Below are 16,148 nucleotides of genomic sequence, written 5' to 3' on the forward strand. Positions count from 1 at the left end.
CTCTTTATATTACACACATGCAAATATAATCAAATTTTGATTACTTGTACTCCTGCCAGCTCTTAATCTGTATATCTTCTACGTTCATATTGCAGAAAGCGTCGATAAAGGCGCTAGCCAGACGGGCGTTCGTGATCAATGGAATGTTATGATCGATCGCCGCACGGCGGATCTTATAGCCATTGGTCAACTCACGTTTGCTATGATCTTTCGGGATATTTACTACCAATTCGAAAGCGTGATTGCTGAACATATCCATGATATTCAAATCACCTTCCTCATCCGGCCAGCAAACGGCGGTTGCCTTGATTCCGTTATCGTTCAGGAACTTGGCGGTTCCGTGCGTACCATAGATCGTGTAACCCTTGGCATCCAGCATGCGGCAAGGCTCCAATAAATCGACCTTGCTCTTAGCTGCGCCGGAAGATACTAAAATGTTCTTCTTAGGAATACTGTTGCCTACGGCGATCATAGCGGAAAGCAAAGCCTCGTTGAAATCGTCGCCGATACAACCTACCTCGCCGGTGGAGCTCATGTCTACACCTAATACAGGGTCTGCCTTGTGCAAACGGGCGAATGAGAACTGGGAAGCCTTGATTCCGATCCAGTCGATATCGAACGCGCTCTTATCCGGTTTCGTGTACGGAGCGTCCAGCATGATGCGGGTAGCCGTCTCGATAAAGTTGCGTTTCAATACTTTAGATACAAACGGGAAACTACGTGAGGCACGTAAGTTACATTCGATTACTTTCACGAAGTTATTCTTCGCCAAGAACTGGATATTGAACGGACCGCTGATATTTAACTCCTTCGCGATCATCTTGCTTACTTTCTTGATACGGCGGGCTGTCTCGAAGTAAATCTTCTGAGCCGGGAACACCAAGGTAGCGTCACCGGAGTGAACACCGGCGAACTCGATATGCTCGGAGATCGCGTACTCAACCACCTCGCCATTCATAGCGACAGCGTCGAACTCGATCTCTTTCGTTCCTTGCATGAACTCGGATACGACCACCGGATATTCCTTGGAAACCTTAGCGGCCAAATCCAAGAACTCGATCATCTGCTCTTTCGTATGGCAAACGTTCATCGCCGCTCCGGACAATACGTAAGACGGACGGATCAAGATCGGGAAACCTACTTTCTCGATAAACGCGTCGATCTCTTCCATGCTGGTAAGCTCTGCCCAACGAGGTTGGTCGATACCTAGCGAATCCAACATCGCGGAGAATTTATGACGGTTCTCGGCACGGTCGATCGATAACGGGGAAGTACCCAATACCGGAACATTCTGGCGGTACAGTTTCATCGCCAAGTTGTTCGGGATCTGTCCACCTACGGAGACGATTACGCCCTTCGGCAATTCCAGATCGATCACGTCTAGCACGCGTTCGAATGAAAGCTCGTCGAAGTAAAGACGGTCGCACATATCGTAGTCGGTAGATACGGTCTCCGGGTTATAGTTGATCATGATCGATTTATAACCTAGCTTACGAGCGGTCTGGGCGGCATTCACCGAACACCAGTCGAACTCAACGGACGAGCCGATACGGTAAGCTCCGGACCCCAAGATAATCACGCTCTTCTCATTCGGGTAGTAGGTGATATCGTGCGGCGTGCCGTCGTAAGTCATATATAGATAGTTGGTCAATTCCGGGTGTTCGGAAGCGATCGTGTTGATACGTTTCACGGTAGGGAGAATGCCCATTTTCTTACGCAAGTTGCGTACGCGGATATTCTCTTTCTCCATATTTCCTTCCGGGTTCTCTACGTAACGAGCGATCTGGAAGTCTGAGAAACCAAGGCGTTTCGCCTCTTTCAATACATCTTCCGGAAGATCCTCGATCTTGTTGTAACCTTTCAATACGTTGGCGTAATCCACGATATTCTTCAAGCCCTCCAAGAACCAGCGTGTGATCTTTGACAACTCATGGATCTTGTCTACGCTATATCCCTGTTCCAAGGCTTGCGCCACGGCGAAGATACGCAAGTCGGTAGGGTTCGCCAACTCCTCGTCCAAGTTATCGAAATGGATATCGTTGTTACCTACGAAACCATGCATTCCTTGTCCGATCATACGAAGACCTTTCTGCATGATTTCCTCGAAGCTCTTACCGATCGACATGATCTCGCCGACGGATTTCATGCTGGAACCGATCTGGCGGCTGACACCCACGAACTTCGTCAAGTCCCAACGCGGGATCTTCACGATCATATAATCTACCTCCGGCGCTTTGTACGCGGAGTTCGGAGTACCCATCTCGCCGATCTCGTCCAATCCGTAGCCCAACGCCAACTTAGCGGCGACGAAAGCCAATGGATAACCGCTGGCCTTGGATGCCAAGGCGGAAGAACGGCTCAAGCGAGCGTTCACCTCGATCACGCGGTAATCGCAAGTCTCGGAGTTGAAAGCGTATTGGATATTACATTCACCCACGATACCTAAGTGGCGGATCGTCTTGGTAGAAAGTTCTTTCAATAAATCTAATTCTTTCTCGGTCAAGGAGCAAGTCGGAGCTACTACGATACTCTCGCCGGTGTGTACGCCTAGCGGGTCTACGTTCTCCATGCTCACTACCGTGAAGCAATGGTCGTTCTTGTCGCGGATCACCTCGAACTCGATCTCTTTCCAACCCTTCAAAGATTCCTCGACCAAGATCTGGGATGAGTAAGCGAAAGCGCTTTCCGCCAAGGTGCGAAGCTCGGCCTCGTCCTTACAGATACCACTGCCCATACCACCTAATGCGTAAGCGGAACGGATCATTACGGGGAAACCGATCTTATAAGCGGCAGCCACGGCGTCGTCCATGCTTTCTACGGCTTGGCTGATCGGGGTCTTCACTTCTATCTCGTTCAGTTTCTTAACAAATAGGTCACGGTCCTCGGTGTACATGATAGCCTCAACGGATGTACCCAATACTTTCACGCCATATTTAGCCAACGTGCCGCTGGTGTAAAGTTGAGTACCGCAGTTCAAAGCGGTCTGCCCGCCAAACGCCAATAGGATTCCGTCCGGTTGTTCTTTTTTGATAACTTCCTCCACGAAGTAAGGAGTGATAGGCAAGAAATATACCTTATCGGCTACTCCCTCGGATGTTTGGATAGTCGCGATATTCGGATTTAGCAATACGGTACTGATCCCTTCTTCTTTCAGAGCCTTTAACGCTTGCGAACCAGAGTAGTCAAACTCCCCGGCCTGTCCGATCTTCAGGGCACCCGAGCCCAGAACAATCACCTTTTTGATATCACTTTTCGACATAGTAATTTGGGTTGTTTTGTTTATTATAATGATTTTAGAATATTATACTTTATATTATATCACCGGACCGATGGACACAAAAAAAATGCGTTAGTAAAAGTAACCAACGCATCTTATATAACCAAATTATAATCCCGTAAAATAGAGAAAAGAGCCTCAACCTCCGACATATAACCGGAATAGAACTTCGGATTATCCTTATGTGTCTTGTTTGTCATCTGCTCTCTCTTCAAAATTTCGGCAAAGATAGGGCTTTTGTTTGAAAGAACAAGTTATTTTCTTAAATTTGTAGTATTGTATCAGAAAAAAGAAAGCTTATGGCACGAATAACGATTCCTTATGCGGTAGCGGATTTTGTAGAGATGCGGGAACGCAATTTCTACTATGTGGACAAGACCGATTTCATTCCGGGCTTGGAAGACTATAAGGCTCCAGTCTTCTTGCGTCCCCGTCGTTTCGGGAAAAGCCTGTTTATCTCTACCTTGGCTTGTTACTACGACCGTACCAAGGCCGACCGGTTCGAGGAACTGTTCGGCGGGACTTGGATCGGGGAGCACCCGACGGAGGAGCATAATCGTTATATGATCGTGCGCTATGATTTTTCCAAGATGGTGATGGCCGATGACATGGAAGGGTTGGAGCGGAATTTCAACGATCTGAATCGTTCTCCCGTGGAGATCATGGTAACGCATAACCGGGACTTGTTTAAGGATTTTCAGTTCTCCAGCAAGAAAGAGGCCTCCAAGATGCTTGAGGAAGCTTTGGGGTACGCCCGTGAGCATGGACTGCCTAAAGTGTATGTGTTGATCGATGAGTACGATAATTTCACCAATCAGTTGTTGACGGCCTACAAGGATCCGCTCTATGAGCAGGTAACCACGAAGGATAGTTTCCTGCGCACTTTCTTCAAGGTGATCAAAGCGGGTATCGGCGAAGGTAGTATCCGTACATGTTTCTGCACGGGGGTTCTTCCCGTCACGATGGACGATTTGACAAGCGGATATAATATAGCGGAGATCCTGACCTTGCATCCGAGGTTTCTGGATATGCTTGGTTTTACGTATGAGGAAGCGAGCGCTTATCTTCGTTATGTCCTTGACAAATACGGTACGGGGCAGGACTCTTTTGAGGAACTTTGGCAACTGATCGTGAACAACTACGACGGCTATCGTTTCCGTCCCGGCGCGGAGCCTTTGTTCAATTCCACGATCTTGACCTATTTCTTTAAGAACTTCGCCACGATGGATGGTATGATCCCGAGTGAGCTGGTGGATGAGAACCTGCGTACGGATATCGGTTGGATCCGTCGCTTGACCCTCTCGCAAGAGAACTCCAAGGAGATGCTGGATGCGTTGGTGATTGACGACGAGTTATCCTATAACGTTTCCGACCTGTCGAGCAAGTTCAACAAGAGGAAATTCTTCGACAAGAACTTCTATCCGGTCAGCCTCTTTTATCTGGGTATGACCACGCTGCGGAATAATTACCGCATGGTGCTACCCAACCTTACGATGCGCAGCATCTACATGGACTATTATAACGAGATGAATCATATAGAGGGAAACGCCCAACGCTATGTGCCTACTTACGAGCGTTTCACGGAAGAGCGTCGTTTCGAGCCGCTGGTACAAAACTACTTCGAGCAATACCTCGGGCAGTTCCCGGCGCAGGTGTTCGACAGGATCAACGAGAATTTCATCCGTTGCTCCTTCTTCGAGCTTTGTTCCCGTTACCTGAGCAGCTACTATACGTTCGCCATCGAGCAGAACAATTCGGCGGGCCGTTCGGATTTCGAGATGACCGGTATCCCCGGTACGGACTATTACAAGGATGACCGGTTGGTGGAATTCAAGTATTTCAAGGCGAAGGAGGCGGAGCGCATGCTGGCGCTCAGCGATCCCCGTCCCGAGGACGTGGCGCAAGTACTCGCCTACGCCAAGGATACCAAGGAGAAGTTCCCGTACTACCATGTCCGTTCCTACATTGTATATATCTGTGCCAACAAAGGATGGAAATGCTGGGAGGTGACTCCGTGATATCAATCCAATTGCTTTATTAATAGTACTTTGTGGTGCCAATGATGTGCCATGCTATTGGCACGTTCGTAACATGGGTAGTGGCACAAGCCTCTCTTCCTTGGTTTACCAGTCGTACTCCTAGAAATAAGCGTCGAAACCTTTTGGCTCTTTTACCCCACAGCGTTTGAGCGCATTCAATACGACCTGTTGCTCGGAGGGTGAGAGCGGCCTTTCTCCCTTGCGGACACGGTAGTAAGTACGCCGGCTGAAGTGCCTCATGAGTCCCGGGATAACGGAGAGCATCTGTTTGTGCGGCAAGCTCTCCAATAGGCTTACGAATCCCGCGGCATAGCGTACTTTCTTGTTCGGACGGTAATAAGGGCAAGTTCCCTTCAATGAGGCGAGGTGTCTCGGGCTGATGATCTGCCAATAGGCCGTCTCGTCGGGCTTTATTAAGTATTCTTGTTAAAGGTGATTGTTTGTTTCGGCGTTCTGGAATAGGGGTGTTTACGCGTGCGGCCTACCTCATGAATTTACGAGGTAGGCCGCATAAAAATAGCTATTATCAAGTACTTATTTAACCGTAACATTCCATCCGGAAAGAATACCTCCGTAGAAGTAAAAGTCTACGCAGAATGTTTTTCCTGTGTTTAGCTCTTTGACCTCGTAGTATTTCGTGGCACCTTTTTCGTTCACCAATTTATAATCGGCGATATTCGGAATAGGCACGTTGGCGAGCTCCTTGATCTTTGCGTTTATCATGTTCAAGATATCCATGTTCTCGAAAGGATTCGTTACTTTGGTACTCTTGGATAAAGCCGGATTCACCCCATTGTTCTCGGCACGAACCGAACGAACACTATCCGCGTAAGCCTTGAACATCGCACGGCTTTCCGGAGTGCGTAAAGCGGATACGGTAAAGATAGAGATTCCTTCCGCCCCATGATTTAGCGCGGCGTCCATGCTGGCTTGCATATCGTCTGAAACCATTAAGCCGCAGTAAAGCGTAGTTTTCGGGTTCTTATCCCGGACATCCTCTATCATACAGTCTGAGATAAAACTAATATCTTCCGTGTAGAAGTTATGGTATACCATGGGGAAGACAATGTCCAGATTCCATTTACCCCAGTCTTGACGAACCATTTTGGACGCCATCTTGGGGGTTGGGAAAGGGGAGGCTGCCATTTTCTTTCCATAGGAGTGAACCACGTCGGCGATCATATTGGCAACCTCGGTAATCTGGTCACAACGGAATTGAAGCCATTTCTCGTCTTGCGAGGGATCTTCTTGTTCCCTTGGATCATATCCGTAAGCGGCCTTGAACTTCTCGATCATAGCCGGGTGATAGCCAAAATCCCATTGCGGATATTCTTGATCTTGCACGATACCGTATTTCGGCCAAAGGGTAGTCGGCAGGATAACGTCCACGAAACGGTTGTAATCGATAGCGATACCGTTCAAACCCTCTACCTCGCAGTAAGCCTCTATTTTCTTCTTGATAAACTCCCGTACCTCGGGTAAGGCAGGGCACATAAATTTGTAGTAATCCACGTAAGCGGTCGTATCGGCCAAGCTTTGTCCGTTACGGTTTACGCTGAACCATTCGGGATGTTCTTTTAAGATAGCGTCTCGGTCATGTTCCAGATTCATCGTCCATAACCAAGCGTAGACCTCTATCCCATGTTTTTGGGCGATGGGAATAGCGGCCCGATAATCATCCGGAGTAGGGGCGTTTAGCATGACACCGTCTATCCCCGCCTCATTCATGATCGTGCAGATGGAGTCGAAATTCATTCCGGGCTGGTAATCCAACCAAGTCCAGAACATCGGATAAGCATCTTTCGTATCATTTTTCGGGGAACTGCAAGCACCTACGCAGCAAGCTACCAGAAGCAATACTAAATAATTTATGTGTCTCATAAGTTTAATGAATTTGATTAACGATTTATCCGTTAAAGATACGTATTCCTGTTTAATGCCGTTCTTTTTTCAGCGTAAATATCGGTAAATAAAAGAAGATGCCTAGGATAGACATGATAAGGCCGCCTATCGTTCCGGCGGCGAGCGGGAACCAAAAGGCTTCTTTATCGGTGCCTAGCATGAACGGGATAAATCCGAGTATGGTCGATATAACGGTTAGGAAAATCGGCGTGATCTTGGCGTTCCATGCCTTTAGATAAGCACGGATTGGGGAAATAGCGGGTATCCGTTCCCGAATTTGGTTATATTCGTTTAAGATATAGATACTGGCGTTTACCGTGATACCGCATAATAAAACGAAGGAGGCGAATCCACCTTGGTCGAAGTTCAGTTTGAACCAATAGAAGGTCAGGAATACCCCGATATAAGAGATCGGTATGACAAAAATGACCGCCAGCGGTTGTTTCAAGGAATTAAACAAGATACTGGTCGTAAAGAAAATAATAACGATGATCAAGAATAATAACGCATATTGTTTATTATCTTTCTGATCCCATGACCAATAGTTCTTTTCCGCTTTAGCCGTATACCCCATAGGCAGGATCTTGTTAAACTCTCTAAGTTCCCTTTTCTGTATCTTCTCGCCTTGTGAGGAAGCTCCGATATATTCATATTGCAGGCAGAGCCTGTATTGCTGGTTTACTTTCGCTATCTGTTGAGGGGTCTGGCTTTTCTCGACGATAGCGAGTTCGGACAACTTATAGGATTTATCACGGATGGTTTGAGGTACATATTGCATACTCCATATATCGAACTCCTTTGATTGGCGGGAAGAAAGTTTTAGCTTTTCCGTCTCGTTATCAACGACGATGGTACCTGCGTAGATATCTTTACCGAAAACAGGCCGGATAGACGCGAATAAATCGATAGGCAATATATCCGCTTGCGCCATACGGGATTTATTCAAGTTGAAGTAGAATTCCTGATAATCATCCTTCCACCAAGAAAACTCGGAATTGATCAATACTTCCTTGATACGGCGATACGTAAGCAATTTCTCCCGCAGTTTCTCCGCCCATTCGTATAGCTCGTCATAATTATATCCGTACATCTCGATCCGGAAAGAACCTGCGTTCTCACGGACATCATTGCTGAAACCTTGGTCCATAAGTCCCCATACGCCCCAACTTCCACCACCTAATTCCAACGCTTTGCTAATCACCCTGCTTTTCAAGGTGTAGGGGAAACCACTTCGCTCGTTCTCACGGGTGAAATAGACGTTGATACTGGCTTGACGTGCGTTATAGATACTGGTCTGGAACTGCCGTATTTCCTTATAGGTACTCAAGTAAGCCTCCATTCGGTTGATCAAGTGGTTCATTTGATCAAGGGTCGTACCGTTTGGCATGGAAGCGCTGATACTTAATACCGTTTCTTCATTCCGGGTAAAATAACTTCCCTCGTATACCTTTTGGACAAATAGCCGCAAGGTTCCTCCCAAACTCTTATCGACGATAGGTTTTATCGTTTCCTTCCAAATATCTTTCGCTGCGAATTCATTGTAGCGGGCGATCCACAAAGAGTCCCTTGCGGATAGATCCTTCTCTTCCGGCTCGATCTTCTCCGGCAATAAAAATATCGGTAGTCCGAAAGCCAGTACTAGAATAAGGCAAGCCAGCTTTTTCCAATTGCAAAGGAAACGGATCTGCGCCCGGTAATAATGAGAGAAATAGACTGGGAAACGGTGTATGAACGACCGTATCGGACGGACCACCGGATGTTGTTTCCAATGACTTCGAGCTTTTGGGGAAGAAGAAGCGGCTTTCTTCGGGTGCAAATTCATCTTATCGATCAATGCCGGAACCAAGAATAACGCGATGAACAAAGATACGGCCAGATTAATGATCACGACAGCGGCGAAATCTTGTAAATTCAACCGTATCTTCTCATCCAAGAAGAAGATAATCACGAGGGCACCCATAGTCGTCAAAGTTGCCGCCAGAATAGACAAGAAAGCTTTCCGGTCATGATGGTGCCGGATGTGATCAGTCATCACGATCGTATTATCGATCACCAAGCTGAGAGAGATCGTGATACCCGCCAGCGAGTACAATTGCATCTCCAACCCTAATAAATAATAAAGGATAACGGCTATACACAGGTTGATACTTAAACTGATGATGATCAAGAATAGATAATGTACATTCCGGGTAATCAGCAGAACGAAGAGCAAGAGGATCAAGATGGTCAAGCCTGTACGGACGTAGATTTTATCCAATTCTTCTTGGATAAATTCGGTAGCGTCGTAACTGGTATGGATCTCGTAACCGGGAGGAAGCAAGGTGCGGATATGTTCCATTTCTTCCTTCACTTTCTTGGCTAATTGCAACTGGTTGGCAGTCTCTTCCGCACGGATAGACAGGTAAATAGAGTTTAAACCATTGATCCGGTAGTAACTTTGCGGGGCCTCTTCTTGCCGGGTTACCTTTATCAATTGATCCAGCCGGATTAAGCTACCATCTTTGTTTGCGACGGTGATATGCGATGGTTCGAACCCATTCGTGATCTTTTCCGGCATTAACGCCAGACGAATCCATTCCTTGCCGATATCTCCTTGTCCCATATTAGCGGTTCCAAGGAACTCTTTTTTGTAATATTGGCTGATCGCCGATTGGATATCCTCTATCGTGATCCCCAGATCCCGTAGCTGGCGGCTATCGTATTCCAAGCGCCATTCCATAGGGGTTGCCCCGCTAACATCGATACGATAAATACCTTGCACGCTGCTAAGCCGGGGCTTTATCTGATCCTCGGCGAATCGCTGAATGAATATCGGGGTAGCGGAAGCGTTCAAGGTATAACTCATGAACGGGCGTGATTCCTTGTCGTCCGGACGGCTCATCTCTAAAATCGGATAACTTAATTCTTCCGGAAGGTCCGGCCACGTCTGCCTTACAATGGTTGATGCCTCGAAACGTGCGGCGTCTATATTCGTATGTTTATCTAGTTCTAAGGTAATCCTTCCCCATCCGTTTCCCGAGGTCGAGGAGATCTCTTTAATTCCTTTGATACGGGCAAGCATCGCCTCCAACCGGGAGGTTACCTCCATCTCGATAACCCTCGCTGAGTTGGAGGGCATATTATAGCTGATACTTAATTTCGGCAGCGTACGGGAGGGAGATAGCTTGATCGGCAATAAAGGCACGAAAGCGATCCCCGCCAATGCGATACAGAGGAAGGTGACGATGATCGTAAAGGATGATATGTTCGGCTTAGAACCCATGCTCGTAATCAAATTCGTTGGCTAATGAGATGCCTGTCTCGAAATCATGTAAGGTGAGCTTACGTATTTTGTAATAGCTCAACCAATAATTTTGCAAGGCCGTGATATAATTACGTTGCGCTTCCTGCTGTCGGTTCAAGGAGAGCGTAAGGCTATTGATATCCGCTTTGCCGATCATGAAACGTTGCTTGGTCTCGTTATAGGCCATGATCGCGATGTCCAAAGCCTCTTCGGCACTGGCGATCAGGTTTTGCTGTACATTGAAATCGCCGACAGTCATGATTACGTCTTCCTCCAGAGTGACTTCCGTCTGCCGTGCGGATATTTGCGTAACATTTAGATTGCTTTTGGCTATATTGTATTTACCCTTCCGTACTCCCCAGTCTATAAGGGGAATAGAGATAGATATCGATACCAAGTCCTGCTGCAGCGGATTCTTGTAAACTTCCTTAAACTGGGTCGCTACTTGATTGAAACCGATACTGGCATTTAAGGATGCGTTGAATAAGGTTTCCTTCTTGGTCTTATCTACTTGTTGCTCGGCCTCTAGTACCTCTTGCCGCACTTCCAGAAACTTGGGGTTATTTTCCCGGGCTAACGTCAATGCTTGATCCACCGGAATATCCATATCATGGGGGCGTGACGGCAACCGAAGCCGTATCTCCGTATTCTTATCGAAATTCAGATACGAGGCCAGACTGAACATGGCTCGTTTCAAGGCTATATCGGCGTTTTGTAACGTGTTGCGGGCATTGATCGCATCCAGCTTGAGTGTCAGTAAATCCGCTTGGCTGATAGCCGCGATCTTATGCCGCTCTTGGCCGGTACGGTATAACGTATCGGTTGTCGCTACATTTTCTTTAGCCATATCATATTCTACTTGAGCCATGGCTAAAGAGAAAAAGTAGGTGGTGGCTTGCTCGCTGACGGTCTCGATATTATAAAGCAACTCTTTCTTTACTTTCTCATATTTTAGAGGCTCTATCTTCTTCTCCCACCGGAAAGGATTGTATCCCAATAAATCTTGGCTGTATCCGATACGGATTGGAACGGAGGTGAACTGATTATAAGTATTCGAGCCGAAATAGCGCATATACCCCAGATCCGTGTCCACGAAGAAACTACCACCCAGCATATCGAAGTTCTGTTTGATCTTTAAGTTTCCTCCCGCATAAAAGGACTGTTGCTTACGGTATTCGTCGATGTCTTTTTCTGAATCGTATCGTTTCGTGATATCCCGGTAATATTCGGCGGGCGTGATATTCAACGTAAGACTAGGCAGTCGCTCCGCCTTGTAATTGCGAAACTCCCAGTAACCGGATAAGAATAGGTTTTTCGTACGAAAAGCCTCCAGCGAGCTATCGGCGGCCAATGAGATCGTCTTCTCAAGGGAAAGGACGAGCGATTGGGCCGATACTCCTCCGACTAATAGCGAACAGAACGCATATAAAACTAGGAATGTCCTCTTGTATCTTTTTTTCATAATGCATGTCTCCTATAGATAAACCAATAAACCAAAGGGATAATAAATAAACTGACAGCCGTACCGATCAGCATCGCCGAGATCATGGCAATGGAGAGTGGCTTTTGCAACTCACTTCCCATATCGAACGTGAATAGTAGCGGTACCATACCGAATATAGTTGTCAATGAGGTCATGATAATCGGGCGCAGACGGCGACGACCCGCCTCATGGATCGCTTCCATCAAGGGTACACCTTCTTTCCGAAGCTCATTGATTGCGTCCAGTTTCAAGATAGAGTCGTTTATGATGATACCGCAAGTTACCACGATACCGATAGCACTCATCAGGTTTAAGGTATGCCCGCATATCCATAATACCAGTAAGGAGGCGGCTACGTCTATAGGTATTTCCAGCAGGACGATCAAGGGCTGCAAGAAGCTCTCGAATTGCGCCGCTAAGATAAAGTACATCAAGAGAATGGATATGAACAAGATGACGACCAGTTCATTCAGCATTTGTTGGTTCGAGAAGAAGCTTCCCGAGAAATCGATGTCCCAATTCGTCTTATCTTTGGATTCGCAGCGGACGAGCTCCCGAATATTTTCCATTAACTGTTCCGCGTTCTCTACTTGATAGAAGCTAAAAGGAATATATTCCCCGTTCTTTCCAGCGGTGAGTATCTTCAAATCCTCTCCGGGAGTAATTTTTGTTACTGCGCTAAGAGGGACATGATTCGTCTTTTGGTTTTCGTCCGGTTGCGTACGGATTAACGTATTATGTAGGATATGATCGACCGTTTGCTCGTTTCCGGCTAGCGTGATCGGTAAATACTGTTGATAAGAGCGTAAGGTAGCGACTTCATTTTCCTTGAAGGCCGTCTTAAGTACCCGGTAGACCTCTTCATAGGAGATATTATAAAGTAATAGTTTCTGATGGTCTATGGATATGTTTAATTGATTCTCGAAAGCTACGCCAACGGGAGCGAGACCGGTCTTACTCTCTAGTGTTTTCTCTAGTTTTTGCAAAGTAGGGGCATCCGGAGCTTGTTCTTTGTTACGGGCATAGAACTCGGCTACGATATCGGCCTCACCGGTTACGAACAGTTTCTCAAACACAGTCTCCGGCGGAGAGAACGATAATACGGCTGTCGGGTAATTTCGCTTTACCCAAGCGGAGATTTCTTGTTGTAAAGGAGCGATAGCATCGGTCTCTTCTGTCTTGAAATAAAGCTCTACTTCCGAGATGGATAATTCCCTGTCTCGGTTTAGCAGGAATTGTTGCTGTCCGATATAGGCCGTGTGTTGCGCGCCTAACCGATCGGCCTCACCAAATAATTCGGTGACTCTCTTTCTATTCTCATCAATATGGATGTTCTCATTCCATTCAACATGTGCGATTAACTCATTCTGATCGATTTCCGGCATCCGGCTTTTGGGGATCATATAGAATAGGATCGCGCAAAGGGGGATAGTGACAGCTACAAATAGTAGGCTAGTGGTTTTATGCCTGAATATGAAATCAACCCCTCCGTCATAGAATCGGTCTAGCGTATGCTCCTTGATCAAATTGTTTATTTTCAGATTGAAAAAGGAATGCTTGATCTCCGGTATGCTGTAAACTAATTTGTAAAGTACAGGCAGTAACATGATTCCAGTGAAATAAGAGACCATTAAACCAACCGTAACAGCAAACGCCTGATCGAAGAAAATCGCTCCCGCTATACCACTCATAAATACCAGCGGGACGAATACGGCGATCGTGGTAAATGTGGAACTAAGCATGGGGGTGATTACTTCTGTGGTCCCTTTTATACACGCTTCTTCCAGATTATCTCCTTTTGCCCGGTATTGCGCTATATTCTCCGTCACGATGATGGAACTGTCTATCATCATACCCAATGCCAAAATCAATCCGGATAGGGAGATGATATTTAAGGACATATTGAAAAGGTAGAAGAACAAGAAACTAATGATGATACTGACTACCATACTTAGTCCGATTACCGCCGGGCTTTTTACGTCCCCGAGGAAAAGGATCGCCACGATGCAGATAAATAAGAAACCTAACGATAGATTCTGTTTGAGGTTGGAGATCGTATAATCCAATAACTCGGTCTGGTTTCTTGTGATCGTAAATTCAATATCCGGGTAAATAGACTTGAAATAATCGGTAACCTCGGCAAGCGCCTCTTTCATATTGTCCATATTCTCATCCGCTTGCTTGATAACGGCTAACGTGACGGCCCTTTCCCCGTTGGCTAGCGATAAGCCGGTTTCTTTTTCCGGTACGACAGCTACTTTTGCCAGATCTTTTATCTGGAAGATCCGGTCATTCTTACGGATATAGATATTTTGTACGTCTTCCGGTGTACGTAATAAGGTAGAAAATTTGATATTGTACTCATAATAACCATCCCGTACGGTCATGCTTCCCGGCTCTATATTATTGGCAGACAAGGCTGATTCCAACTCATTTAACGTAATATCAGCCATATCCAAGAGCTTCATATCCGGTACGATCTGTAATTGCCGTCCTAATATGCCCGTGATATCCACCATTGCGACTTCCGGCAACTGTTCGATCCTTCGTTTGATTACTGTTTCCGCGAATTGGCAAAGATCGAGGAAAGCGGCATCATTTTCAATTGTCTTGAGTGTGAGGTTGAGGCAAAACACCGGAATGTCCGTAGCGCTCGCCTTGACTACCCGTGGACGTTCTACCTCACGGGGCAGGTAATTCATGGCGGCGTCTATTTTCTCATTGACCTCTATAAAGGCAAGATCCGTGTTCGTGCCAAAGTCGAAGCTAAGGCGGATAATACCCGCTCCATCACGAGTCTCGCTATGGATATCCCGTAATCCTGCCACTTGCATCAATTGCAAACGGACCGGCTTCACGACGGTGTTTTCCAATTCCCGTGCGGATGTATTTTGTCCGGATATCTGAACGGTAATCTCAGGTATGGCGATATCAGGCAATAAGGAGACCGGTATGGTGAAATAAGTCACCAACCCCACGATAAAGCAAGCCGTAAAAGCCATCAATACCGCTATCGGACGTTGTAGCAGGAAGCGAATCATACGCAACTAATTTTCAATTCTCAATTCTCAATTTTTAATTACCTTGACCGGTGACTCATGCGCCAGATTAATATTGCCGCTTGTAATCACGACATCCGCTTCTTTCAATCCTTCCAAAAGGGTATAACTATCCGCGTTTTCCAGTCCGGTGCGCACGTAGTTCCAATAAGCGTGCCCATCAATTAAAGTAAATACGACTTGTTTTCCGGAACGTAATACCACGGCCGTTTTCGGTACGACCAATTGCTTCCCGAGCGAGCGTTGTACGCTAACCCGTACATTCATGCCTTCGAATAATTTACCTTTGTCGTTTACCGCCGCTTTCACTTGTACCATCCCGTTCTCATCCACTAGCGGGTTGATCTCGGATATACGTCCTTCAGTCTTTAAGCTGGTGGTGGCGAAAGGGGTAACTTCCACTTTATCTCCGTTTTGGATAAGCGGCAACTCACTTTCCAATACGGTGAAAGAGGCTTCCAGACTATGAGGATCGATAACGGTACAGAATGCGTCCGTCGTAGACGCCACGTTCTCTTGTTTAGCGAAAAGGTTTGCGATAATACCGTCGAAAGGCGCGATTAGCGTCGCGTTCTGTTCCTCATATTGGGCAAGTTGATATTGGGCGAGCGCCAGATCATATCCACTTTTTACCCGTGCTAGGTTGAGCGTCGCAGGCGGGACTTTCGCTGAGTCTTCCAGCATATATCCTTGACCGATCAATACGTCTTTTAATTCAAGCCTCGCTTTCTCTAGGGCATCCTTGGCTTGCGCTGTTTTGTTCGTGAGCCGGAAAGTAGCGAGTTCCGCTATTTTCTGTCCTTTGTTTACCCGGTCTCCGTTCTTCACGTAGATGCGGGCGATGGGTTCTGCCGACTCAAATTGTAAGTCCACCAACTTGCGAGCGGACAGTTTACCATTGCTTATCAACTCATGATTAAATTCCGTTTGCTTCAAAGTCATGATCGTGACTTCGTTCGCCTCATCCGGCAATACGGTTTCTACGGAATCCTGTGTGGTATCTGTATCTTTCTTTTCTCCGCCGCATGCGCTTAAACAGAATAAAAGCGTAAAGGTCAACAATTTATAGTATTTCATACTCGTATGATTGATCGGTTTGTACAAT

Annotated in this window: 7 protein-coding genes and 1 pseudogene; 1 reads left to right on the forward strand and 7 read right to left on the reverse strand. The window is 46.6% G+C overall.

What is annotated here, in order from left to right; translation table 11 throughout:
- Positions 1-40: 40 nt before the first annotated feature.
- The gene (carB, locus tag ACESPU_RS17035; protein WP_005867460.1) at positions 41-3,259 is read right to left on the reverse strand and encodes a carbamoyl-phosphate synthase (glutamine-hydrolyzing) large subunit; all 3,219 of its coding nucleotides are present in this window, start codon (positions 3,257-3,259) and stop codon (positions 41-43) included.
- 317 nt (positions 3,260-3,576) lie between these two features.
- Between carB and ACESPU_RS17040 the strand changes: the two genes are divergently transcribed.
- Positions 3,577-5,295, forward strand: coding sequence for an ATP-binding protein (locus ACESPU_RS17040; protein WP_121961562.1), 1,719 nt, complete (start codon positions 3,577-3,579; stop codon positions 5,293-5,295).
- Between the two features lie 120 nt (positions 5,296-5,415).
- On the opposite strand, the pseudogene ACESPU_RS17045 reads toward ACESPU_RS17040, so the two are convergent.
- The 6 genes and pseudogenes from ACESPU_RS17045 to ACESPU_RS17070 all read right to left on the reverse strand — a co-directional run bounded on the left by ACESPU_RS17045 (position 5,416) and on the right by ACESPU_RS17070 (position 16,120).
- Positions 5,416-5,776: pseudogene (locus tag ACESPU_RS17045) on the reverse strand (DUF6078 family protein).
- A 74-nt stretch (positions 5,777-5,850) separates the two neighbouring features.
- Positions 5,851-7,197, reverse strand: a complete 1,347-nt coding sequence (locus ACESPU_RS17050) for a family 10 glycosylhydrolase (protein ID WP_121960676.1) — start codon at positions 7,195-7,197, stop codon at positions 5,851-5,853.
- Positions 7,198-7,249: 52 nt separating this feature from the next.
- A complete protein-coding gene (locus ACESPU_RS17055; RefSeq protein WP_121960675.1) occupies positions 7,250-10,480 on the reverse strand; it encodes an efflux RND transporter permease subunit in 3,231 nt (1,076 codons plus the stop codon).
- Positions 10,470-11,963, reverse strand: coding sequence for a TolC family protein (locus ACESPU_RS17060; protein ID WP_008779160.1), 1,494 nt, complete (start codon positions 11,961-11,963; stop codon positions 10,470-10,472). Before ACESPU_RS17060 ends, ACESPU_RS17055 begins: the two co-directional genes overlap by 11 nt.
- Positions 11,960-15,025, reverse strand: coding sequence for an efflux RND transporter permease subunit (locus ACESPU_RS17065; RefSeq protein WP_195283892.1), 3,066 nt, complete (start codon positions 15,023-15,025; stop codon positions 11,960-11,962). The genes ACESPU_RS17060 and ACESPU_RS17065 overlap by 4 nt, the downstream gene beginning before the upstream one ends.
- Before the next feature lie 27 nt (positions 15,026-15,052).
- A complete protein-coding gene (locus tag ACESPU_RS17070) occupies positions 15,053-16,120 on the reverse strand; it encodes an efflux RND transporter periplasmic adaptor subunit (RefSeq protein ID WP_373133550.1) in 1,068 nt (355 codons plus the stop codon).
- Positions 16,121-16,148 lie beyond the last annotated feature (28 nt).

The sequence above is a fragment of the Parabacteroides sp. 20_3 genome, from assembly GCF_964238835.1.
Taxonomy (GTDB): domain Bacteria; phylum Bacteroidota; class Bacteroidia; order Bacteroidales; family Tannerellaceae; genus Parabacteroides; species Parabacteroides distasonis.